At 73.1% G+C, this 23091-nt stretch carries 20 protein-coding genes and 1 pseudogene; 10 read left to right on the top strand and 11 right to left on the bottom strand.

Annotation, left to right across the window (positions count from 1 at the left end):
- Nucleotides 1–157: 157 nt before the first annotated feature.
- Nucleotides 158–397 carry a chaplin gene (locus ACFWFZ_RS20330; protein ID WP_387124175.1) on the bottom strand — a complete coding sequence of 80 codons (240 nt, stop codon included), beginning with the start codon at nt 395–397 and terminating at the stop codon, nt 158–160.
- A gap of 245 nt (nt 398–642) precedes the next feature.
- Nucleotides 643–1173 (bottom strand): NAD(P)-dependent oxidoreductase, encoded by a 531-nt coding sequence (locus tag ACFWFZ_RS20335; protein WP_387124177.1) that lies wholly within the window; start codon nt 1171–1173, stop codon nt 643–645.
- A gap of 242 nt (nt 1174–1415) precedes the next feature.
- Here ACFWFZ_RS20335 and ACFWFZ_RS20340 point away from each other — a divergent pair.
- Nucleotides 1416–1882: pseudogene (locus ACFWFZ_RS20340) on the top strand (GNAT family N-acetyltransferase).
- A 107-nt stretch (nt 1883–1989) separates the two neighbouring features.
- Here ACFWFZ_RS20340 and ACFWFZ_RS20345 read toward each other — a convergent pair.
- The 8 genes from ACFWFZ_RS20345 to ACFWFZ_RS20380 all read right to left on the bottom strand — a co-directional run bounded on the left by ACFWFZ_RS20345 (nt 1990) and on the right by ACFWFZ_RS20380 (nt 12034).
- Nucleotides 1990–2448, bottom strand: a complete 459-nt coding sequence (locus ACFWFZ_RS20345; RefSeq protein WP_387124179.1) for a hypothetical protein — start codon at nt 2446–2448, stop codon at nt 1990–1992.
- Nucleotides 2449–2572: 124 nt separating this feature from the next.
- On the bottom strand, nt 2573–2770 hold the full coding sequence (locus ACFWFZ_RS20350) for a hypothetical protein (protein ID WP_030662027.1): 198 nt from the start codon (nt 2768–2770) through the stop codon (nt 2573–2575).
- Nucleotides 2771–2911: 141 nt separating this feature from the next.
- Nucleotides 2912–5620, bottom strand: coding sequence for a LuxR C-terminal-related transcriptional regulator (locus tag ACFWFZ_RS20355; RefSeq protein ID WP_387124181.1), 2709 nt, complete (start codon nt 5618–5620; stop codon nt 2912–2914).
- A gap of 41 nt (nt 5621–5661) precedes the next feature.
- The gene (locus ACFWFZ_RS20360; RefSeq protein WP_387124183.1) at nt 5662–6615 is read right to left on the bottom strand and encodes a YhjD/YihY/BrkB family envelope integrity protein; all 954 of its coding nucleotides are present in this window, start codon (nt 6613–6615) and stop codon (nt 5662–5664) included.
- Nucleotides 6616–6813: 198 nt separating this feature from the next.
- Nucleotides 6814–7239 carry a secondary thiamine-phosphate synthase enzyme YjbQ gene (locus ACFWFZ_RS20365; RefSeq protein ID WP_387124185.1) on the bottom strand — a complete coding sequence of 142 codons (426 nt, stop codon included), beginning with the start codon at nt 7237–7239 and terminating at the stop codon, nt 6814–6816.
- A 116-nt stretch (nt 7240–7355) separates the two neighbouring features.
- Nucleotides 7356–8774 carry a hypothetical protein gene (locus ACFWFZ_RS20370; RefSeq protein WP_387124187.1) on the bottom strand — a complete coding sequence of 473 codons (1419 nt, stop codon included), beginning with the start codon at nt 8772–8774 and terminating at the stop codon, nt 7356–7358.
- Entirely contained in the window at nt 8752–10944 is a 2193-nt protein-coding gene (locus ACFWFZ_RS20375; protein ID WP_387124189.1) for a CHAT domain-containing protein, read from the bottom strand. The genes ACFWFZ_RS20370 and ACFWFZ_RS20375 overlap by 23 nt, the downstream gene beginning before the upstream one ends.
- Before the next feature lie 163 nt (nt 10945–11107).
- Nucleotides 11108–12034, bottom strand: a complete 927-nt coding sequence (locus tag ACFWFZ_RS20380) for a hypothetical protein (protein WP_387124190.1) — start codon at nt 12032–12034, stop codon at nt 11108–11110.
- Nucleotides 12035–12240: 206 nt separating this feature from the next.
- On the opposite strand from ACFWFZ_RS20380, the gene ACFWFZ_RS20385 reads away from it, so the two are divergent.
- The gene (locus ACFWFZ_RS20385) at nt 12241–12669 is read left to right on the top strand and encodes a DUF5133 domain-containing protein (protein WP_387124191.1); all 429 of its coding nucleotides are present in this window, start codon (nt 12241–12243) and stop codon (nt 12667–12669) included.
- A gap of 16 nt (nt 12670–12685) precedes the next feature.
- Here ACFWFZ_RS20385 and ACFWFZ_RS20390 read toward each other — a convergent pair whose 3' ends face one another.
- Nucleotides 12686–12928 (bottom strand): DUF6213 family protein, encoded by a 243-nt coding sequence (locus ACFWFZ_RS20390; protein ID WP_045321909.1) that lies wholly within the window; start codon nt 12926–12928, stop codon nt 12686–12688.
- Between the two features lie 162 nt (nt 12929–13090).
- On the opposite strand from ACFWFZ_RS20390, the gene ACFWFZ_RS20395 reads away from it, so the two are divergent.
- The 8 genes from ACFWFZ_RS20395 to ACFWFZ_RS20430 all read left to right on the top strand — a co-directional run bounded on the left by ACFWFZ_RS20395 (nt 13091) and on the right by ACFWFZ_RS20430 (nt 23025).
- A complete protein-coding gene (locus ACFWFZ_RS20395) occupies nt 13091–13414 on the top strand; it encodes a plasmid stabilization protein (protein ID WP_387124192.1) in 324 nt (107 codons plus the stop codon).
- 32 nt (nt 13415–13446) lie between these two features.
- Nucleotides 13447–13686 carry a hypothetical protein gene (locus ACFWFZ_RS20400; protein ID WP_387124193.1) on the top strand — a complete coding sequence of 80 codons (240 nt, stop codon included), beginning with the start codon at nt 13447–13449 and terminating at the stop codon, nt 13684–13686.
- Between the two features lie 257 nt (nt 13687–13943).
- Nucleotides 13944–15038 carry a glutamate--cysteine ligase gene (locus ACFWFZ_RS20405; protein WP_387124194.1) on the top strand — a complete coding sequence of 365 codons (1095 nt, stop codon included), beginning with the start codon at nt 13944–13946 and terminating at the stop codon, nt 15036–15038.
- A gap of 209 nt (nt 15039–15247) precedes the next feature.
- The gene (locus ACFWFZ_RS20410; RefSeq protein ID WP_387124195.1) at nt 15248–15700 is read left to right on the top strand and encodes a helix-turn-helix domain-containing protein; all 453 of its coding nucleotides are present in this window, start codon (nt 15248–15250) and stop codon (nt 15698–15700) included.
- Between the two features lie 10 nt (nt 15701–15710).
- On the top strand, nt 15711–16124 hold the full coding sequence (locus tag ACFWFZ_RS20415; RefSeq protein WP_387124196.1) for a VOC family protein: 414 nt from the start codon (nt 15711–15713) through the stop codon (nt 16122–16124).
- 90 nt (nt 16125–16214) lie between these two features.
- Entirely contained in the window at nt 16215–18599 is a 2385-nt protein-coding gene (locus tag ACFWFZ_RS20420; protein WP_387124197.1) for an ATP-binding cassette domain-containing protein, read from the top strand.
- Between the two features lie 97 nt (nt 18600–18696).
- Complete coding sequence (locus tag ACFWFZ_RS20425) at nt 18697–20349, top strand: carboxylesterase/lipase family protein (protein ID WP_387124198.1); 1653 nt, start codon at nt 18697–18699, stop codon at nt 20347–20349.
- A 123-nt stretch (nt 20350–20472) separates the two neighbouring features.
- Nucleotides 20473–23025 carry a discoidin domain-containing protein gene (locus tag ACFWFZ_RS20430; protein WP_387124199.1) on the top strand — a complete coding sequence of 851 codons (2553 nt, stop codon included), beginning with the start codon at nt 20473–20475 and terminating at the stop codon, nt 23023–23025.
- Nucleotides 23026–23091 lie beyond the last annotated feature (66 nt).

The following is a 23091-nucleotide window of genomic DNA, read 5'->3' on the forward strand; positions in this document are numbered from 1 at the left end:
CGCCGGTCGGCCGGGTTGCCGGGTTGCCGTGTTGCCGGTGGTCAGGCGAACCCGTCCGCCGGGACCCTGAGTCCGTGCGGGCCGTCTGGCACCCGGACGCACGTACGGCCCGTCCCGGCCGGGGGGTCCGGCCGGGACGGGCTCGGTGCTACGTCGTTCAGGCGTTGACGCAGGTGTTGCCGACGGCCGGGTTGAGCGCGCCGAACAAGTTGCCGCTGTTCCCGCAGAAGTTGATCGGAACGTGGATCGGGAACTGGACGACGTTACCCGAGAGGATGCCCGGCGAGCCGACCGCGATGCCCTCCGCGACGGAGTCCGCGGAGGCCGAGGACGCACCGCCGATGACCGCCAGGCCCAGCACCAGGGCGACGCCCGCACTCTTCCAAACACGCGACACGTGGAATCTCCTTGTCGTGCAGTGCGGTGCCGGAGCACCGCACGGCCCCGAGGGGGGCCGCCCCTCGTTCTTCGGCAGCCGACCACCGTCGACCGAAGTCCGCAAGGCCCCATTCCCCCGAAGAGGTGCCCCGCGGGCTCCGTTTGGAGGTATGTGCGCGGGGGCCGGTTCGAGGCCCTGTTCGAGCAGTCGGCCGACCCTGCTTCCTCAGCCTCCCCCCAACACCAGGGCCGCTCGAAAGCGGTTCATGCGCTCCGGTGGAGGTCCTCTCGGCGCGCCTCGTGGGCGAACGGCGGACCGGCGCCGTAGCGGTCGCTCACCACCCTGGGTCTCCGGCAGGGCGGGGGCGTGTGCCGGCTGACGACGTCGCAGGTGCGGCGGAGTTCGTCGAGTCCGACCGCGCGGGCACCGAGACCTGGTGCCTGCTCGGCGCTCATGCACGGCTCGTACACGGCGAGTTCGAGGTCGTATGGGGTGAGGAGTGCGATGACGCGGCAGCCGATCCGGGAGGCGCCGACGACGCCGACGCGGCTGCGGGAGGTGCCGGTGTTCCCGTGGCCCTGATGCCGGTCGCGGTGCCGGCCGCGCGCGGCGCGGTAGGCCTCTCCAGCCGCAGGACGCGGCGGCGCAGACCACGACGCCCCGCTCCCAACAGGCGTCGGGGACGATCGGCTTGACCGAGCCGGCCGCGTGGACGACGGTCCTGAGGCGGGGTGCGGCAGCTGTGCCGCGCCGGGCAGCGTTGGCCCGTCAGGAGCGGCGTCCGGTGCGTGCACTCGGCGTGCCGGCCGGGAGCGGTCGTGCGGGACGTACGTGGCTCCCGGCCGGTGCGGCGAGAGTGCGTGCCGGACGCCGCGACGGGGCGAACGCTGCCTGACGCGGCACCAGGGTCCGCGCCACGGGTCCGCGCCGTGCCGCGCCGGCTCGGGCAGGGCGCCCGCCGGGGCATGCCAGGTACGCTTCCGGGGCGATCAGGGCAGCACATTCTCCTCGACCCCGCACAGGAGCCACCCTCCAGATGATCTCCCTCCGCGAAGTACGCGACAGTGACCTGCCCGCCTTCTGGGAGCAGCTCTCCGACCCGGCGGCGCAGCACGTCGCGGCGGTCACCCGGGAGTACCACTACGACCGGGCGATTCGAGGGCCACTGAGCGCGGATCCGCTCGAACCCCGAGGTCCTCGTGCGCACCGTGCTGGCCGGCGACGAGGTGGTGGGGGCACGCCGCCGTGTACGGGCCGCCGGACGAGCGGGAGGTCACGTACTGGATCGGTCGGTCGCACTGGGGGCGCGGGATCGCCACTGCAGCGCTCGCGGCGCTGGTCGACCTCGCGGGCACCCGTCCGCTGCACGCGCACTCGGCGGCCGACAACCAGGGGTCGATCCGGGTTCTGGAGAAGTGCGGCTTCGTCGTCACCGGGCGCGGGCGCGGCTTCGCCCGGGCGCGGGACGGCGAGATCGACGAAGTGCTCCTCACCCTGAGCTGATCCCGGCCCTGAGCTGATCCCGCAGCCGGCCGGCCGGGGACGGCGCGCGTGACGGCACCCGGTCCGAGTGGGATCGGACCGGGTGCTCGCGTACCCACCGCGTCACGTCATGCGGGCTTCTGCGACCAACTCGTGCACAGGGCCCAGATGATGAACACGTCGATGGCGATGATGATGATCGACCACCACGGCTGGTACGGCAGCCACAGGAAGTTGACGATGATGCTGAGGCCGGCGAGGACGATGCCCGCGCCCCTGGCCACATTGGAGCCGATGAACAGGCCCACTCCGGTCAGGACGACGACGAGTCCGACGATGAGATGGATCCAGCCCCACGCCGTCAGGTCGAATTCGAAGACGTAGCTGCCGAGGCGCGCGTACACGTCGTCCTCGGCGATGGCCGCGATGCCCTGGAAGATCGCGAGGCATCCGGTCACGACGAGGAGGACCGCGGCGAAGAACGTGCCGACCGCCCCTCCGGTTCCGTCGCCACCGCTGGACAGCGGTGTGGTGCCCGGCGCGGGGCCGGTGTTCCAAGTTCCCCCGGTCGGTGTGGACTGGCCCATTCGAACTCACCTCACAGTTGGCGGTACCGCGCCGGACACCATCGCAGTGTCGTCCGGCCGACGGCTTCTCGTGATCACCCGAAGCGGGTGGTCCTCCCTTCCGGGTCGGGTTGCGGGCGCGGCGTCAGGCGGGTACCTGGCGCATTTCGAGCACCCGCAGGCCCAGGGACTGGAAGCGTGTGAGGAGCCCGTACAGGTGTGCCTCGTCCGCCACGATGCCGAGGAGGAGCGTCTGCTCCCGGACCGGGATCCGGTCGAGCTCGGGGAAGTTCGCGGCGAGTGTGTCCGGCACGACGCCCGAGATGCGGAACTCGTAGCGCATGAGAGCACTCACTTCTCTCCGAAGGAAGACTTCAGGTGCTGGTGCTGGTGCTGGTGCTTGGGGTGCTGGTGGTGCCCTGCCATCGTCGGCCCGCGCCCCGCATCCGGGCATCGCCCGCTACGGGCGAGTCCGCCGTGCGCCTCACAGCAGGCCGAGGTCCTGAGCCCGGTGGACGGCGTCGCTGCGCCGGGTGACGCCGAGCTTGCGGTAGATGCTCTTCAGGTGGGTCTTGACCGTGTTGGCCGACACGTACAGCTCGCCGGCGATCTCCTCGGTGGACAGCATCTGCGCGGCCTGCCGCAGCACCTCGGTCTCCCGCGCGCTGAGCGACTCCACCACGGGTGGCGGCCCGTCGGCCGGGCGGCCGTGGCGCGGTGCCGGACCCCGCGGGGCCGCCCGCGGGGTCCGGCGTACACGGGGCCCGCTCTCGTCGCACGGCAGACGCAGTCCCTCCGGCCGGGCGAGGTCCGCGGCCTCGGCCTGCCTCCGCCGGGCCTCCTCGGTGTCGCCCTCCGCAGCGGCGATGTCCGCCCTGAGCAGGCAGGCCGCCAGCCGGGCCGGCGCCGCGAGACCTTCGTCCGCGGGCAGGCCCGCCAGCTCCCGCGCGGCGGGCCCGGTACGGCCGGCCGCCAGGAGGGCGCGGGCGCGGGCCACGGTGTGCTCGGGCCGCCCGGAGGGCGCGGCGTCGAGTACCTGAAGGGCCGCCGCGGCGTCTCCGCGCGCCAGGTGCGCGGCCGATTCGGCGACGGCCAGCTCGTCCACCGCCCACGCGTACGAGGGCGCGGACGCGGCCGTGGCCGTGGCCGTGGCCGTGGCTGCCGGGCGCAGGCGGGTGAGTACGGCGAGCGCGGTCTCTGCGTCGCCCTCGTACACCGCGATCCGGGCGCCGATGACGGCGGCCAGGACCGCGGCCACGGGGTCGGGGCGGGAACCGGTGGCCGCGGCCGCGATCGTCGTCGCCAGCTCCAGGTGGGAGCGGGCGTTCGGCAGGTCGTCGTGCTCGGCTGCGATGCCCGCCAGGACGAGGTGGCCGGCGCCGGAGTGGCGCTCGGGCGGGAGCGCCGACTGCTCGGCCACGACGAGGGACGCGCGGGCGTGCTCGGCGGCCTGCCGCAGCCGGCCCTGCATCAGCTCGGCGAGGGCCAGCGAGCCGAGCGCGTCGCAGAGCGGGTACTGCATGGCCGGACCGGTTCCCGGATCGGTTCCTGTATGGGTGCCCGGCTCCCCTCCCGGACCAGTGCCCGCGCCGGGTACGGGCGCCGTACCCGGGCCCGTACCCGGCCCTGCGCAGGCCTCGACGGCCGCCGTGAGGGCGTGCTCCGCGGCGCCGAGCCGTCCGGCGCCGAGGCGTACCGCGCCCAGGGCAGCCAGGAGCAGGGCGCGCAACTCGGGGTGCGCGGCGACGCGCAGGGGCGGCAGCTCCCCGAGCATGCGTTCGGCGTCGGCCGCCGCCCGCTCGGTGGCAGCCAGGTCGCCGGTCGTGCGCCCGGCGAGCACCGTGAGGAAGGCACGGCTGAACCGGGCGGCCGCGCCGGAAGCGGGGCTCAGGCGGGAGTCCGCGCGCCGCGCCGCGTCCTCGTATCCGGGGAGGTCCTGTACGACGAGCCGGGCGGCCGCGCCGACCAGCGCCGGTGCCGCGCCCGGCTCCTCGGCCGGCAGAGGAGCGAAGGCCCGGTTCAGCTGCTCGGCCTCCAGTCCGGTGAACAGTCGGCCGATCGCGAGGTCGTCGACGAGTTGCCCCGCGGCGAACGGCCAGTCGCCGGCGGCGGCCCCCTGGACGACGGCCTCCGTGAGCCGGCCGGTCCCGGCGAGCCAGCGCGCCGCCCGCCCGTGCAGCTGCTGCTCCAGGCCGGGGTGGCGCTGGCGCAGGTGTGCGCGCAGGACCTCGGCGAACAGGGGGTGCAGCCGGTACCAGGCCGAGGCGTCGACCTGCTCCAGGAAGGCGTTGTCGCGGGCCAGCCCGGCGAGTGTCCGGGCGGCGTCGTCGCGGCCGGTCAGCGCGTCGGCCAGGTCGGGGTGGACCCGGTCGGTGACGCTGACGCGCAGCAGCAGGTCCTGGGTGTCCGGCGGCTGCGCGTCGAGTACCTCTTTGAGCAGGTAGTCGGCGATCGTGGTGCGGTCGGCCGCGAACTGGCGGACGAAGGCCTCCGGGTCGGGGCTGCGCTGCATCGCGAGGGCGCACAGCCGCACTCCCGCGGCCCATCCCTCGGTCCGCAGCATCAGCAGCCGGATGCCTGCCTGGGAGATGTGCAGCCGGTGCTCGCCCAGCAGGGCCTCGGCGTCCTCGTGGGTGAACCTGAGGTCGGCGTGCCGGATCTCCGCGATCTCGCCGGCCGCCCGGTAGCGGTGCAGCGGGAGCAGGGAGTCGGTCCGGCTGGTGAGTACGATGCGCAGCCCTCCGGCGGCGTGCCGGAGGACGAAGTCCAGTCCCTCGGTCATGGCGGGCGGCTGGGCCGTGTCGAACTGGTCGAGCACGAGGACCACGGGCTGTGTGGCCTCGGCCAGACCCTCTGCCAGGCGCACCAGGAACGACTGGGTCACTCCCTCGGCGCGGCTGGGCCTGCCCACGGTGGCGGGCAGCTCGACCCCGCCCCGGTGCAGGGCCTCCAGGACGTACGCCCAGAAGACGCCGGGGGCGTCGTCGGGTTCGACGGTCAGCCACAAGGGGGCCCGTGGCGCGCGCCCGCCGGACGCCGCCCAGTGGGCGGTGAGCACCGTCTTGCCGGAGCCGGCCGGGCCGTTGATCAGGGTGAGCGGGCCCTGTACCCCGGCCGTCAGGCGTCTGAGCAGCTCGGGGCGGCGGACGAGGGTCTTGGGCACGGCCGGTGCGGTGAACCTGGCCGTGAGCATCGGGTCGCACTGTGGTCGGGCCACAGCCTCCACTCAAGCCGTCATCGGTCGTGATCACCACTCGGGTCACCCGGATCGGGTGAGGTGGGGGTGGGGGTTGGGGTGGGCCGCGGCGTGGCGGGCGGGGTGGCGAGCGGAGTGGCGGTCGGCTCCGGCGGGTCGTCCGGGGTGTGCAACCAGCGTGCCGTCCAGGGCTCGTGGGCCACGATGTATCCCAGGGCGATGCCCATGGTGACGACGACGAAGAACATGATCAGCCAGGACAGGACGACGAAGACCAGTCCGAGGCCGCCGAACTGCTGGAGGCTGTGGTTCGCGGCGCGGGGCATGTAGAACCGGGAGCCCCAGCTGACCAGGCCCGCCCCGACCGCGACCAGTACCGCGCCGGGCAGCAGGGGCAGCCACGCGACCCGGCCGCCGAGCAGCAGGTGCTGGGTCCACCACCACAGCAGGGTCCCGCTGACCAGTGAGACGATCACGCCGAGGATCCCACCGATGCCGAACGCCTCCTGCAGCGGCCCCTGGAACAACAGGGCGGCCAGCCAGACCAGCAGCCAGGCCACCCAGCGCCAGGCCGCGAGCCGGGCCCCGGCCTTCGGCAGGTGCCAGGACCGCTCGCACGTCCTCTGGAGGGCGCGGCTGCAGGCGGTGGCGGACAGCAGCGTGATCAACACGCCGGCCAGGCCGGTGCTCGTGACGGCCACCGCGTCGCCGTCCTCGTACACCGCACGGATCTGGTCCAGCGCCGGGCCCGTCAGGCCCAGGGTCGTGCGGAGGGTGGAGACGAGCTGTTCGCGCAGCCAGTCGGGTGCGAGGGCCCCGATGACGAAGATGGCGGGGATCGCGCCGAGGAAGGCCTGCGCGGCCAGCCGGGTGGCGCAGTCCAGCACGTTGACGCGGGCGAACTGTTCGAGGGTCCGGCCCAGGAACGGCGTGTACTTGCGCATCCAGCCCGGCACGGTGAAGCGGGGCGGCTTGTCGCGCGGTCCGGACACGGTGACGGCTCCCTTCCGCGGACGGCGCCTGTCAGCTGCGGTTGCCCTCCATGAGCAGGATGGGGCAGCCAGGGAGGTCCGGCACGTCGGGCGGCCGGTCCGCGCGGGAAAGGGGCGCGCGGCCCCGGGGGCCGCGCCCACGGTCGACCGCCCGCCACCGCCGGCCGCCACCGCGCCGGCCGGGACCGGGCGGCCGGGTCAGCCGGCCAGGAAGGACAGCCGGACCTGGCGGTGGGGGTTGTCCCGGTTGGTGTCCACCAGGGTGACGGACTGCCACGTTCCGAGTTCCAGCGTCCCGTCGATCACCGGAAGCGTCGCGTGGGGCGGGACGATCGCCGGGAGGACGTGGTCGCGTCCGTGGCCCGGGGAGCCGTGCCGGTGGCGCCATCGGTCGTCGGCCGGCAGCAGCGACTCCAGGGCGGTCAGCAGGTCGTCGTCGCTGCCCGCTCCCGTCTCGATGACGGCGAGCCCGGCGGTCGCGTGCGGCGTGAAGATGTTGAGCAGTCCGCTCCGGCCGCGCGCCACCTCCCCGAGGAAGGCGGTACACGCGGAGGTCAGGTCGTGGACCGTCTCCCGTTCCCCGGTCGTCACGTCGATGATGCGCGATACGAAGGTGTCGGCCATGCCGCCATCCTCCCGCCGCCCCACTCCGCGAGGGCGCAACCGGGCCGGTGTCGGCGGGTGGCCGGACGCCGTCGGCGAGACACCCGGGCGTTGACGCGAATCCGGGGTGAGCCGGGTCAGGGCGCCGCGGCGTTCGGGTCGGCCACGACGAAGACGTCGGACAGGGGGGCCGTGTCCGCCTCCGCCCTGATCAGCAGGTCGTAGGTGCCGGGGGGCAGGAGGCCCAGGGTGAACTGCTGCCGCACCCGGGGGACGGTGACGGGCACGCTGCGGACGCTCAGACCGGTGGACCGGTCGGTCACCGAGAGGGTGGCCTCGATCTCGGGCAGGTCCCTCTCGCGGAGGGCGCTGTTGGCTCCGATCTCGCAGACGAAGGGCTCGTCGGCGAGGTAGAGGTCGTCACCGAGGTAGCTGAACCAGGAGGTCACGGCGGATCGCAGGTCGTCGATGCGGATGTCGTGCAGGGACTGCAGGATCCCCTTGAGGTGGTCGAGCATCGCCTCCTGGTTCTGCAGGCTCCCGTGTTTCTGCGGGACGAAGGTGCGGGCGTCCTCGGTGCCCGAGAGCGCGGCGGACAGCTTGGGGACGGTGCCGTCGCCGCCCTCGTCGCCGGCGTCGCGGGTCCTCAGGGTGACGGCCTTGTGGTCGGTGATCCGGACCGACTGCAGGGTGGGCTGGTCCATGCCGACGATGGGGTGGTAGACCACCGGGCCCGCTTCCCAGGCGGGGTCCTTGCGGTTCTCGGCGGCTGCTTCCTCCATCTCGCGGAAGAACTCCGTGAGGTGGCTGCTCCACTGCGGCTGCCAGCCTGGCAGTGCGGCCCTGGCGGGGACGGTGGCCTGGCCGTCCGGCCCGTACGCGCACTTGTAGACGGGCACGAGCTGGTGCAGGGAGGTGAGGGAGCGCAGCAGGCGGGTGAGGTCGTGTTCGAAGGGCCCGATCCGCTTCTGGAAGCCGTTGCACAGGAACTCCACGGCGTTGAGGGAGCCGTAGTAGGGGGTGCCGAAGGTCACGACGGCGCGGGTGTCCCGCCATCCCTGCAGGGCCTCGACGAAGTAGCGGGCGACGAGTCCGCCCATCGAGTGCCCGATCAGGACGAGTCCGGCCGCGGTGTTGCCGCTCGACTCGCGCCAGTCGCGCAGCCAGGTGGCGCTCCGTTCGGCGAGTCGGCGGGCGGCGGCCCGGTTGTCGCGCCGCCAGTCGTAGGGGAACGGGAAGTAGTTCCTGCCCTTCTCCAGGTCGAAGCGGTCCAGCAGGAACCTCTCGACCGCCGTGTAGCCGTCGATCTTCCACAGGCCGGGCAGGGTGTGCAGGTCGGGCACCAGCCGGTCGGCGACGACGCCGTCTCCGAGGTCGTCCACGCGCCAGTCGTCCCCCCGCAGTTCGAGGGAGTCCAGTGAGCCGCCCAGGCTGGCCAGCGCGCCCAGTACGGCGGACGGTGAGGGCGCCCAGACGTCCTTGCCGTTCCTGGTCAGTACGCTGCCCGTGATGCCGGGGAGCAGTACGACGACGTCACCCATCGGGATCCTGGCCATGAGCGGACCCTCTCTCACTGCCCCCTGGCCGGTCGGACGTGCCGGGCGGGGTGAACGGTTCGGCAGCGTTCCCGTAGTGCTGGTAGGCGGCCCAGGCGCTCTGGCGCTGCCCGTTCGCCACGGTGCCCGGGTCCTGTTCGCTCACGGCATCCGGCCGGTAGATCGCCTTGCGGGCCGCCCGGACCGCGCCGCCCACGGTCGGCGGGCCGTCGCCGGTGCCGTCGGAGAACAGGTTCTTGTAGAACTGCCTGGCGAAGGTGACTCCCTGGTCGTCGGGGATCCGCCAGGCCGCCCCGATGTAGTGCCCGACACCCGCGCGGAGGAACTCGTCGGCGAGGCTCGGAACCAGTGCGGCCTGCGGGTTCCCCCACGGCGTCCGGTCCACGGCCGCGGCTGGTACGGGCTGGGCGCCGGCGCCCACGCCACCGCCGGCCCCGCCGGCCCCGGCCGCCGTACCGGGACCGCTCGGGCCGGCGAGGCGGGCCGTGTAGCAGGCGTTGGCCATGACGATCAGGGGCGGCTGTTCGAGCATGGTCAGTTCCTGGGAGGTCAGCAGGCCGTCGGCGAAGACCCAGCCGGCGCGTCGCCCCGTACCGGAGAAGTCGAAGTCGCCGTGGCCGCAGTAGTGGACGATGTGGTTGCCTCCGCAGAGCAGGACCCGCAGGACGTCGAGGCGCCGCGCGAGATCGACGCCCTGCTCGCGGGAGGCATTGGTCGCACCGATGAACAAGGTCACGTCCACGCCCAGTTCCCTGAGCTGGGCGGCGACGCCGAGGGCCTCCTCCCGGGCGCCCGGCAGTCTGAAGCCCTTCTCGGGGTCCCCGGGGTCGCCGATCACCAGGGCCCGCAGCGGCCCGTCCGACAGTGCCTCGGTCATCACGCGCGAGTAGGGGGTGCGCAGTTGCCGGGACAGCTGGGTGCGGATCGCCAGCGGGTCGCGCCTCTCGGCGCCCGGCTGCCGGATCTCGGTCAGGAACTCCCACGGTACGGAGGCGGTGTCCCGGTCGAGTTCGAGCAGCACCGTGGCGTCGTCGGTGAGCAGCCTCTGGAACTCCGACGGGACGACGAACCGGGAGAGCAGGTCGGGCAGTTCACGCGCGTCCTCGACGCTCGGCTCCGTCAGCCGGTCGACGAGCTCCCGCAGCAGGCCCATCTCCACGGGGACGAGCCGTTCGGGTATGGTCGCCCGCCCGGTCAGTGCGGCCCAGCGCAGCCCGCCGAAGCCCGACTGAACGGACATCCGGACGGGTACGGAGCCGTCCGGGGGCTCCGCGGACCTCCCGACCGTCAGGGAGAGGTCGGTGCGCTTCACCGTTGCCAGGTCGGTGAGTTGCTCGCGGATCTGCGCCTGGATGCCGTCGTCGAAGTCCTTCAGTACGGCGCGCAGGGCGCTCTCGTCGTTTGGTCCGCCGAGCCGGGTGAGCGCGGCCAGGGCGTACACGGCGGCGGAGGGCCTGGACATCCGGCCGCCGCCGCCCTCGCGCAGCTCCGGGGTGATCTTCAGCTGGGGCAGGTTCGCGGTGGCTTCGGTCAGCGCGAGGTGGAGCTGCTCGGCGCGCAGGCGGTCGACCTCCACGAGGAACACCTCCGTCAGGCGGGGCGGTGTCGGGGAGGCCGCCAGCGCGGTGAGGACCCCGGCGAAGCCTCGCACGAGGGCGCGGACCGCGTTGTTCACGCTGAGGTTGCCGGGGCCCGATCCGATGAGCACGGTGGCCATGGTGGCGACGTGGCCGAGCGCGACCGCTTCGCCGAGCAGCGAGGCGTACAGCTGGCCGGCGCGGCGTTCCGTGAGGGTTCCCATGGGGCCCATGCCGACGACGGCGGCGGACCGCACCGTTCCGTCTCCGCACGGGAAGTACGTGACCTCCCCCAGCTGGGCGTCGATCCAGCCGAGCTGGGTGTGGGCGGTGATGAGCCCGCGGGGCCCGACGGATATGGCGCGGTCGAGGGCGAGCTCCGCGTCGGCGGGCACCACCGACTGGTAGTGCCCCGTGACGTGCAGGTCGGCGGCGGCCTCCGACAGGTCTCCCCACATCACCGTGATGCGCAGGGTCGGGCCGTCGGCGCGCGGTGCCTGTCCGGGGGGTGGGGGCGGTGGCCGCGTGGCCGGGTTGGCGGCCGTCGGTACGTTCTCCAGCAGGTCGGCGATGCGAGCGTCGGGGGTGCTCATCGCGTCCTCCTTCGAACCGCCCGAGCCTCACGATCCGGTGCCCCGCGCCGGTCTCTCCCCACACAGGATTATCCCACCGATTCGGCGCACGGCCCTGACGAAGCGGGGGTGAGGTGGCAGCGCTGTGGGGGCGAAGTACGGGGCGAAAGTTCGACGTTCAACCTCACTGCACGCTGAAGCGGTGGGGGTGGGCGGGGTCGTGGGGGCAGGCGAAGACGTTGAGCTTGCCGAAGTTGCCGACGGCCACCCCGGTCGGACGGTTGCCGTCGGCTCCGGACGTGGCGGGCGGGCGCCAACTCTCGCTGTCGGCGCGCCATTCGTACGAGTCGACGGTCAGCAGCAGGCGCATCCCGGCGCCGCAGCCAGGGCAGTCCGTACTCCCGGGCCCGGTGACGTTCCACGCCGCGTGCCCGCCGGCCTTCCAGCCGGGCGCGACGGACAGGTCGCTCTGGTAGCTCGGCAGGGCGTTCCGCGCCCCGCCGCCGGCTTCGTACCCGTCCTCCTCCTCGTCCTGGGCTTCGTAGGCGGCCTCCTCCTCGTCCTCGGCTTCGTAGGCGGCCTCCTCCTGCGCGTCCTCCCACTCCTCGACGCGTTCGCCGAGCTCGCCGGTCAGCAGCTCGATGTACGGGTACTCGGTGACCCGCTCCGGGTGCAGCACGCAGGGGGTGGGCAGGTAGCCGTCGAAGCCGACGTGCGCCGGTGCCGGCTGCGGCGCCAGCACTTCGCGGACTTCGGCCGACCGCCGCCACCTCAGCTGTACGTGCATGCCGTGACCCGTGGGTCCGTGGAGGTCGAAGGGACACCAGAGGACCTGGAGGAGATCGCAGCCGTCGGGTCCGGCGGCCAGATCCGGGACGTCCCGGGCGTAGAGCTGGGCCACCGCGAGCAGCGGCCCGCTGTGCCGGTGCGGCTCGTCGCACACCGGCCAGGGCTCGCCGGCCGGCCACAGCAGCGGACCTCCCACGTGGCTGTCCCGCGCCGTGGGGCTTCCGGCACGGGGGTGCAGCCTGGTCGCCGTCGCGCGGTGGGCCGCCAGCCCGGGGAACAGGGCCTCGACGTCGAGCGGGCGCGGTGGGGTCGTGAGGGTCATGGGGCCGAACCTACAAGGCGGCGGCCGGGTGCGTTCTTCGGGTGTGGGAAGGCAACCGCAGCGGGCATACCTTTCATACTTCCCCCCACCGCACGTGCAGCCTTCGGTTGAAAGGATGATCGGTGACGTCTCAAAGCATTCATCAGTCCTCTGCAGGGCATGTATCGGTCCTCCGGGGCGAGCAGGCGGTGGAGTGGGCGACGGGCATGGTGATGGCCACGGCACCCTGCGGGACGCGCGAGGCGCGGCTCGTCCTCGCGGCCGCCGCCGAGCGGGCGCAGGTACCGGTGGCGGATTTCGCGGCCGCCGTGGTCGCGGGCGCGCATGGTGAACCGGTACCCGCCCGGTGGGACAGAGCGCTGCGCCGGGCCGTGGAGGCCCTGCTGTGCCCCCGGCCGGGCCAGGAGGGCGGCCGGGGCGTCCGGGGCGTGGGGCTGTTGCCCAGCCGGGCCCGGACCGGGGAGGTCCTGGCCCGCTTCCGGGTATCGCGGGAGCGCCTCGCGGCGGCCCCCGGCGACGGGACGGCCCGGAGGGCCATGGACGACGTCGCCTACACCCTGTGCGTGCTGATGGGCCGGTCGACCGTCCACGAGGCCGTCCTGGCAGCCGAACTGCACCTGGCGGGGCCGGACTGACCGGCGGGACTCCCCTTCAGGCGTTGTCGTCGTCGAGTGCGGAGGCGAATCCGATGCACTCGACGTCGATCTGGTCGGCGAGTTCCGTCAGCACTCCGGAGAGGTCGCCGGCGGTCTGCCGGTCGCCCCGCAGCTCGCCGGATTCGGCCGACTCCACCCAGTCCGCCGCGAGGCGGCGCAGCAGGGTGGTCACGTGGTCGGCGGGGATCAGCAGGACGCCGTCCGTGGCGGGGATCAGCGGTATCGACACGTGGATCATGGCAAGCCCTCCCGGAGAACCCTTGTCCGCGGCGGTTACCCGGTCGGCGGCGGGCCAATCCACCCGGTCCCCCGGGCGGCGGGCCGGCGCCGTGTGCGGCGGCTCGCCAGGGGTAGGCGCGGGACGTACCGGACCGTCCGCACACCAGCCAGGGAGTCCATCATGCCTCGCGGTTCCAGCCCCAAGCGGGAACGCCAGTACGAGCACATCAAGGAGAGCGCCGAGGAGCGGGGCGAGAGCCCCGAGCGGGCGAAGGAGATCGCCGCTCGGACCGTGAACAAGGAACGGGCCCGGGCCGGCGAGTCCGAGACGGCGAGCAGGACGTCGCTGGAGGACATGTCGTCCGCGAGGCGCGGCGGGCTGCACTCCCACAAGGGTGCCCAGGGCCCGACCTACGACCAGCTCTACGAGGAGGCCCGGCGCAAGAACGTCCATGGCCGGTCGTCCATGGACAAAGCCGAACTCAAGCGGGAGCTGGGCTACTGAGCCCCGGCCCGCCGACGAAGGAGGAGGACACGATGACACGACACGGGCAGAGCCACAGCCGGCGGACCACCCCGTCGCAGGCCCCGGGCGAGAGCGGTGACCGGGAGGCCCGCCGGGAGGCCGACGAGGCCGTCCTGCGCGGCACGGACGGCGGGGACGCCGGCGAGGCGGGCGCCCACGCCGCGAAGCGGCAGCAGACGGGCACCGGCCGGGAGGAACAGGTCCGCCCGCACCCCCCGGGCGGCAAGCCGGCGCCGGACGGCGACCACTGAGCGGCACGGCGGGTACCGACCGTGACCGCCGGCCGGCTCCTAGGGTCTGTATCGAGTTGCCCCGTGGATAGCGGCGTTCGGTGCGTGCCCTCGGCGTGCGGGACGGATGTCCTCGTAGCGGAGCTACTTGGACATTTAGCTCGTGCGCCGAGGGTGCGTGCCGGGCGTCGCGACGCCGCGGGGCAACTCGATACAGACCCTAGGCCGGTCGGCGCATTCGGCGGATGATCGGGGCGCTCCCGGGGTAACCGCACGGCGTGATCACATTCGGCGTCGAAGAGGAATACCTCCTGGTGGACCCGGTGACGGTGCTGCCTGTCCCCGTGGCCGAGGACGTGCGCAGGGCGGCGGGGCTCGGTCCGCTCGCGGAGGACGACGAGGTCCAGGACGAACTGCTCCAGGCCCAGGTCGAGGTCGCCACGCCGGTCTGCACCGAGCTGGAGGAGGTGGGCGGCCACCTGCTGCGGCTGCGGCACGCGGTCGGGTCGGCCGCGGAGGAGCACGGCTGCCGGGTCGCCATGGCCGCGGCCGCGCCGCTCAGGGACACCTCGGCGGTGCCGGTCACCCGCAAGCCGCGCTACCTCAGGATGGAGGGCCAGGCGCGGCAGCTGGTGGACGAGCAGCTGATCAACGGCATGCACGTCCATGTGGGGGTGCCCGATCCGGCGTCCGGCGTCGCGGTACTGAACCGCATCCGGGTCTGGCTCCCCACGCTGCTTGCCATGTCGGCGAACTCCCCGCTGTGGGACGGCAAGGACACCGGCTTCGCGAGCTGGCGCACGATCGTCTTCGGCCGCTGGCCGGTGAGCGGCCCGCCACCCTACTTCGACGGGTTCGACGACTACGAGAGGCGGATCGACGCCCTCGTCGCCTCCGAGGTGATCGCCGACCGGGGCCAGCTGTACTGGCAGGCGCGGCTCTCCGACCGCTTCCCGACCGTCGAGGTGCGGTGCCTGGACGTGCAGTTGCGGGCCGAGGACGCGGTGATGCTGGCGGGCCTGGTCCGCGCGCTGGTCGCGGTAGCCCTGGCCGAGGAGAAGGCCGGGGCCGCTCCCGTGCGGTGCCGGCCGGAGCTGCTGCAGGCCGCGAACTGGCACGCGGCCCGGCACGGCCTGAACTCCACGCTGGTCGATCCAGACGGGCGCTGCCGCAGCAGCGGTGACGTGCTGTACTCCCTGCTCGCCCATGTCGCTCCGGCGTTGGCGGAGTCGGGTGACGAACGCGAGGTGTCGTCCCTCGTCCACCGGCTCCTGCAGGAGGGGACGCCGGCCGACCGGCAGCGCCGTGCCCTGCGGGAGGGCGGCATGCCGGCCCTCAGGAGCCTGATCGTCGGCGACTCCCCGTCCGGTTGACCGTCCGGCCGAGCCGGACGCCCGGCCCGTCCTCGGCCCGGGGCCGGTCAGAGCCGGCTCAGGACGAACCCGGCCGAGCAGCCTCGAACCGCCCGGGGAAGGGCTCGGGGCAAAGCTCGCAGACCTGGAGTTCATCTCGGGGATCAAGAACATCGCCGGATCCCGCGGACGCCGAGGCGAGCGGTCCGCACCGTGCGATGCTGGTACGCATGACCCTGGAAGACCTGGTGAGGCTGCGCCGTGCCCGGGACGTGATCGACCGCGACTACGCGCAGCCCCTGGACGTTCCGGCGCTCGCGAAGGTCGCCCTGATGTCCCCCGGGCACTTCTCCCGCAGCTTCCGCGCCGCCTTCGGCGAGACCCCGTACAGCTATCTGATGACCCGGCGCGTCGAGCGCGCGAAGGCCCTTCTGCGGCGGGGCGACATGAGCGTGACGGATGTCTGCTTCGCCGTCGGGAGCACGTCGCTGGGGTCCTTCAGCTCACGCTTCACCGAGCTGGTCGGCGAGAGCCCCAGCGCCTACCGGGCCCGCCGGCACGAGGCGGGCGAGGCCATCCCGGCGTGCGTCGCGAAGTACATGACACGACCGGTCAGGGGTGGTGAACCGGTCCGCCGTGAACCGATCAGGAATGGAGAAGCGGAATCGGCGGGCGCCTCGTAGCGTCGGAGCCATGAACATCAACCTCTCGCAGTGCTTCATCGCAGTCGACGACCACGACAAGGCGATCACCTTCTACCGCGACGTCCTGGGCCTGGAGGTACGCAACGACGTCGGCTTCGAAGGGATGCGCTGGGTGACCGTCGGCTCACCCTCGCAGGACGTCGAGATCGTCCTCGAACCGCCGCTCGCCGACCCCGGCGCCCCCGCCGCGGACCGGCAGGCGATGGCGGAACTGCTGGCCAAGGGCATGCTGCGCGGCGTCATCTTCTCCACCGACGACGTCGACGCCACCTTCGAACGCATCCGGGCGGCCGGCGGGGAGGTCATGCAGGAGCCGATCGACCAGCCGTACGGTGTCCGCGACTGCGCCTTCCGCGACCCGGCCGGCAACATGCTCCGCTTCAACCAGCCGCGCAAGCAGTAGGAACCCCTTCCCCTCACGGGCCGCGGTCACGCTCGCGTCACCGGCGTGACCGCGGCCCCGGCCCGATCCATGGATGGAGACACGTCAAGCATGGCCACGAGGAAGTACACGCAGCCCCCCGCCCGGCACGCCGCCGACAGCCACGACCTGATCCGCGTGCACGGCGCCCGCGTGAACAACCTCAAGGACGTGAGCATCGAGATCCCCAAGCGCAGGCTGACGGTGTTCACCGGCGTCTCCGGCTCGGGCAAGAGCTCACTGGTCTTCGACACGATCGCCGCCGAGTCGCAGCGGCTGATCAACGAGACGTACAGCGCCTTCGTGCAGGGCTTCATGCCGACGCTGGCGCGGCCGGAGGTCGACGTCCTCGACGGTCTGACCACCGCGATCATCGTCGACCAGCAGCGGATGGGCGGCGACCCCCGCTCCACGGTCGGCACCGCCACCGACGCCAACGCGATGCTACGCATCCTCTTCAGCCGGCTCGGCAAGCCCTACATCGGCTCGCCCAAGGCGTTCTCCTTCAACGTCGCCTCCATCAGCGGCGCGGGTGCGGTCACCGTGGAGCGCGGCGGCCAGACCGTGAAGGAGCGCCGCTCCTTCAGCATCACCGGTGGCATGTGCCCGCGCTGCGAGGGCCGGGGCTCGGTCACCGATCTCGACCTCACGCAGCTCTACGACGACTCCAAGTCGCTGAACGACGGCGCCCTGACCGTCCCCGGCTACAAGCCGGGCGGCTGGAGCTACCGGCTCTACAGCGAGTCGGGCCTCTACGACGCCGACAAGCCGATCCGCGCGTACACCAAGAGGGAGCTGCACGACTTCCTCCACCGCGAGCCGGTCCGGATGAAGATCGCGGGCATCAACATGACCTACGAGGGGCTCATCCCCCGGATCCAGAAGTCGATGCTCGCCAAGGACCGCGAGTCGATGCAGCCGCACATCCGGGAGTTCGTGGACCGGGCGGTGACCTTCACGACCTGCCCCGACTGCGACGGCACCCGGCTCACCGAGGCGGCCCGGTCCTCGAAGATCAAGGGGGTCGGCATCGCCGACGCGTGCGCGATGCAGATCAGCGACCTGGCCGCATGGGTCGACTCCCTCGACGAGCCCTCCGTGGCACCGCTGCTCACCGCGCTCCACCACACCCTCGCATCGTTCGTCGAGATCGGGCTCGGCTACCTCTCCCTGGACCGTCCCGCGGGCACGCTCTCCGGCGGCGAGGCGCAGCGCGTGAAGATGATCCGCCACCTCGGGTCCTCCCTCACCGACACCACGTACGTCTTCGACGAGCCCACCACCGGGCTGCACCCGCACGACATCCAGCGCATGAACGGCCTGCTGATGCGGCTGCGGGACAAGGGCAACACGGTGCTCGTCGTGGAGCACAAGCCGGAGACGATCGCGATCGCCGACCACGTCGTCGACCTCGGTCCCGGCGCCGGGACGGCGGGCGGCACCGTCTGCTTCGAGGGCACCGTCGACGGGCTGCGCAAGGGCGGCACCGTCACCGGCCGGCACTTCGACGACCGGGCGGCGCTGAAGGAGGCGGTGCGCAAGCCGACCGGCGTGCTGGCGATCCGCGGCGCCTCGAAGCACAACCTGCGTGACGTCGACGTGGACATTCCGCTGGGCGTTCTCACCGTCATCACCGGAGTCGCAGGCTCCGGGAAGAGTTCGCTGATCCACGGTTCGATCCCGGCGGGCGAGGGCGTCGTGTCGATCGACCAGGGCGCGATCCGCGGGTCCCGGCGCAGCAACCCGGCGACGTACACCGGTCTGCTCGACCCGATCCGCAAGGCCTTCGCCAAGGCCCACGGGGTGAAGCCGGCGCTGTTCAGCGCCAACTCCGAGGGCGCCTGCCCCACCTGCAACGGCGCGGGAGTCGTCTACACCGACCTGGCGATGATGGCCGGTGTCGCGACCACCTGCGAGGACTGCGAGGGCAAGCGGTTCCAGGCGTCGGTGCTGGACTACCACCTGGGGGGCCGCGACATCAGCGAGGTGCTCGCGATGCCGGTGACCGAGGCGCTCGCGTTCTTCGGGTCCGGTGGGGCGGCCACACCGGCCGCGCACCGCATCCTGGACCGGCTCGCCGATGTCGGGCTGGGCTACGTCAGCCTCGGCCAGCCGCTCACCACGCTGTCCGGCGGCGAGCGGCAGCGGCTGAAGCTGGCCACGCACATGTCCGACAAGGGCGGTGTGTACGTCCTCGACGAGCCGACCACCGGCCTCCACCTCGCCGACGTCGAGCAGCTCCTCGGCCTGCTCGACCGGCTCGTCGACTCGGGCAAGTCGGTCATCGTCATCGAGCACCACCAGGCGGTCATGGCGCACGCCGACTGGATCGTCGACCTCGGCCCCGGCGCCGGCCACGACGGCGGCCGGATCGTCTTCGAGGGCACCCCCGCCGACCTCGTCGCCGACCGTTCGACCCTCACCGGGGAGCACCTCGCGGCCTACGTCGGCGCCTGACCGCCGGGGCGGCCCGGCGGCCGCGGACCTGCGTCCGATCCGGTCGCGTACGGCACGTACGCGCGCGGGACCGGGCAGCGCGCGGAAGGCTTGCCGGGTGACGGTGACTCCTCGCGGATCTGCCCGCCGGTCCCTCGCCGGCCGGCCCCTCGTGGCGGCGGCCTGCGCCCTGGCGCTGGCCGCCACGGTGTCCGCGCCGCTCGGCTGCGCCGCTCGGCCGGGACCGGAGCCGGTCGGCGAGACGGTCCGCACGGACGCCGGGCCGGTGCGCGGCGGGCGGTCGGGCCCGCACCTGGTCTTCCGGGGCGTCCCCTACGCGGGTGCCCCCGAGGGACGGCACCGGTGGGCGCCGCCCCGTCCCGTACGGCCGTGGAAGGGGGTGCGGGACGCCACCGCGCCGGGGCCGCTGTGCCCGCAGGTGCCCTCACCGTACGCGCGGATCTCCAGCACGCAGGAGGACTGCCTGGTCCTGAACGTGACCACGCCGCCCGGGGCGGACCGGCGGCGGGCCGCGCCCGTGCTGGTCTGGATCCACGGGGACGGCTCCGTGGGCGGCGGCTCCTTCTTCGACGGGCGCCGACTGGCCGCGCGCGGCCTGGTGGTCGTCACCGTCAACTACCGGCTCGGCGTCTTCGGGGGCCTGGCACTGCCGGGTCTGGAGGGCTCCGGCACCTTCGGCCTGCAGGACCAGCGGGCGGCCCTGACCTGGGTACGGAGGAACGCGCGGGCCTTCGGCGGCGATCCGGGCAATGTCACCGTCGCGGGCGTGTCCTTCGGGGCGTCGGCCGTCGCCGGGCACCTGACCTCGCCCGCCTCCGCGGGCCTGTTCCACCGCGCGGTCATGGCGAGCGGTGAGGGCACGATGGACATGCCGCCGGGCGCGATGGGGCCGGGCGTACCGGGATACCCGTGGTACGTCTGGCGGACCGGGCGGGAGATGGAGGACATCACGACGGCGATGACCTCCTCCCTGGGCTGCGGTGACGACCGCCCGGAGCGCACCCTCGCCTGCCTGCGCGCCCTGCCCGTACGCAGGATCCTGGAGGTGCCGAACGTCATGAACGCCTTCCAGGCGTTCGGGTACGGCAACGCCACCCTCCCCGAACTGCCGCCCGCGGCCCTGCGGGCCGGGCGCTTCCACCGGGTGCCCGTGCTGTCGGGCGCCACCCGCGACGAGCACCGCACCTTCGTCGCGATGACGTACGACGCGGCCGGCCGGCCCTTCACCGAGGCGGACTACGACCGTGCGCTGCGCAGCGCGTTCGGCGCGGCGTCCGCGGCGCGGGTACGGGCCGCGTACCCGCCGTCCGCCTTCGCCTCCCCCGCGCTGGCGTGGGCCGCGGTGGTCACCGACCGGATGTGGGCGCGCGGCACTCAGGCCCAGCACGACGCGCTCGCGCCGCATGTGCCCGTGTACGCGTACGAGTTCGCCGACCGCGACGCGCCGATGTTCCTGCCGCTGCCGGGCGGCTTCGCCTTCGGGGCCTTCCATGCCGGTGACGTCCCGTACCTGTTCGAGGACGAGGCCGCCGAGCCGCGCTTCACCCCGGCGCAGCGCCGGCTGTCGGCCACGATGACCGGCTACTGGGCGGCGTTCGCCCGTACCGGTGCGCCGCGGGGGTCCGGCCTGCCCGGCTGGCCGCCCCACCGGGCGGACCGGCCGTACACGCAGTCCCTTGCGCCGCAGCGGATCGGTCCGGTCGACTACCGCCGGGAGCACCGCCTCGGCTTCTGGGAAGGCCTTTCCTGACACGGCCCGGCGACCCGCCGGGGCGGGCACACGGGTTCCCGCCAAATCTGCCTGTTCCCGGACGAGTTGTCCCTGCGCTGACTATGTTCTACGGGGCTCATCGGTTCGCCCCAGGAGGTCAGATTGCAGTCCAGGCGCTCCTTCGCGCTCTCTCGTCTGTTACGCCGCTCCCACCTGCTCATAGCCTTCGCCCTCGGCTCCCTGCTGATAGGCCTGACACCGTGGCTCGGGGTAACGAGCACCGCAGCCGGCCGGGCCCCGGGGCCACGGGCCGCGCCCGTGCCCACCGATCAGCAGGCGGCGGTGCAGTCACCGCACCACGGCGTCGCGCCGGCGAACGCCATGGAACCCGCGGCCCCCGTTCTCGACCGGGCCGGATGGACGGCGGCGGCGAGCGACGAGGAGACCACCGGCGAGAACGGCCGCGCAGCCAACGTCCTCGACGGTGACAGCAACACCATCTGGCACAGCAAGTGGACCGCGACGGCCGCTCCGCTGCCGCACACCATCACCATCGACATGCACCGCACGGCGGTCGTCTCCGCGCTGGTCTACCGCCCCCGCGCGGGCAGCCCCAACGGGCGCGTCGGGGAGTACGCGATCAACGTCAGCGCGGACGGCCGGAACTGGGGCAGCGCCCTCGCCACCGGCACCCTCGCGGACGACGCCACCGCCAAGACCCTCGGATTCGCCCCGACGGGCGCCCGGTTCGTACGGCTGACGGCGCAGACCGAGGCCGGCAACCGCGGGCCCTGGACCTCCGCCGCCGAGATCGACCTGCTGGGCGACCCCGGCACCCCCGCCGCCACCGTCGACCTGCCCCGAGCCGGGTGGACGGCCACGGCGAGCGACGAGGAGACGACCGGTGAGAACGGTCGCGCCGCCAACGCCCTCGACGGCAACGCCAACACCATCTGGCACAGCAAGTGGACCGGCACCCCCGCACCGCTGCCGCACAGCATCACCATCGACATGCACCGCACCGCGGTCGTCTCCGCGCTCGTCTACCGTCCCCGCGGCGACGGGCCCAACGGGCGCGCCGGCGCGTACACCGTCGCGACCAGCACCGACGGCATCACCTTCGGCGCCGCGGTGGCCTCCGGCACCTGGCGGGACGACGACACCGCCAAGACCGCCACCTTCACCCGAGCCGAGCACGCCCGGTACGTACGCCTCACCGTGAGCAGCGAGGCCGGCGGCCGCGGCCCGTGGACCTCGGCGGGCGAGATACGCCTGAGCGGGCCGGCCAGCCCCGCCGTGCACGGTTCCTGGGGCCGGGTCATCGGCTTCCCGCTGGTACCCGTGGCTACCGCCGCGCTGCCCGGGGACAAGCTGCTCGCGTGGTCCGCGTACGCGGTCGACCGCTTCGGCGGCAGCAGCGGCTACACCCAGACGGCGATCCTGGACCTGAAGACGGGCAAGGTCACCCAGCGCCGCATCGACAACACCGGCCACGACATGTTCTGCCCCGGCATAGCCATGCTGGCCGACGGCCGGGTGCTGGTCACCGGGGGCAGCAACGCGGAGAAGGCCAGCGTCTACGACCCGGCCACCGACTCCTGGTCGGCGACCGCCAGCATGGACATAGCCCGCGGCTATCAGGCCATGACGCTGCTCTCCACCGGCGAGGCCTTCGTCCTCGGCGGGTCCTGGAGCGGGAACGCGAGCACCGACAAGGCCGGCGAGGTCTGGTCGCCGGACACGCGTACGTGGCGGCGGCTCCCCGGCGTTCCCGCCTCCCAGGCGCTGACCGCGGATCCGGCGGGCCCGTACCGCGCGGACAACCACATGTGGCTGCACGCCACTTCGGGCGGCAAGGTCCTGCAACTGGGTCCGAGCAAGCAGATGAACTGGATATCGACCAGTGGGCAGGGCGCCGTCACGCCGGCCGGCGACCGGGCCGACAGTCAGGACGCCATGACCGGCAACGCCGTCCCGTACGACATCGGCAAGCTGGTCACGCTGGGCGGCTCGCCGGCGTACCAGGACTCCCCCGCCACGCGGCGCGCCTACACCGTGGGCATCTCGGGCAGCCAGGTCCAGGCGGCCCGTACCGGGGACATGGAGTACGCCCGCGCGTTCAGCAACAGCGTCGTCCTGCCGGACGGCAAGGTGGCCGTCTTCGGCGGGCAGGCCTATCCGGTGCCGTTCAGCGACGCCACCTCGGTCCTGACCCCCGAGCTCTGGGACCCTGCGACGGGCAGGTTCACCCCGCTCGCCACCATGGCCGTCCCGCGCAACTACCACAGCGTGGCCAACCTGCTGCCGGACGGCCGGATCTTCTCCGGTGGCGGCGGCCTGTGCGGCGACTGCGCCACCAACCATCCCGACGGGGCGGTCTTCACTCCGCCCTACCTGCTCAACGCGGACGGTACGCCGAAGCCGAGGCCCGCCATCACCGGTGGCGTGCCCCCGAGGGCGGCTCCCGGCACGTCGCTGACGGTGGGCACCGACTCGTCCGTGGCGTCGTTCGTGCTGATGCGGGCGGCGGCCGCGACCCACTCCACCGACAACGACCAGCGGCGGGTCCCGCTCGTGTCCACTCCCGCGGGGGTGGGCACGTACACGGTGTCGATCCCCTCGGACACCGGTGTGGTGCTGCCGGGTACGTACATGCTCTTCGCCCTCGACGCCCAAGGGGTGCCGAGTATCGGGCAGTTCGTCACCGTCTCCTGAACGGGCGGCCGGGACCCGGGCCTGCGGCCAACCGGTCTTCCCCGGCCTCCGTCCCCACCCGCCGTG

The sequence above is a fragment of the Streptomyces sp. NPDC060232 genome (genome assembly GCF_042726555.1).
Classification (GTDB): domain Bacteria; phylum Actinomycetota; class Actinomycetes; order Streptomycetales; family Streptomycetaceae; genus Streptomyces.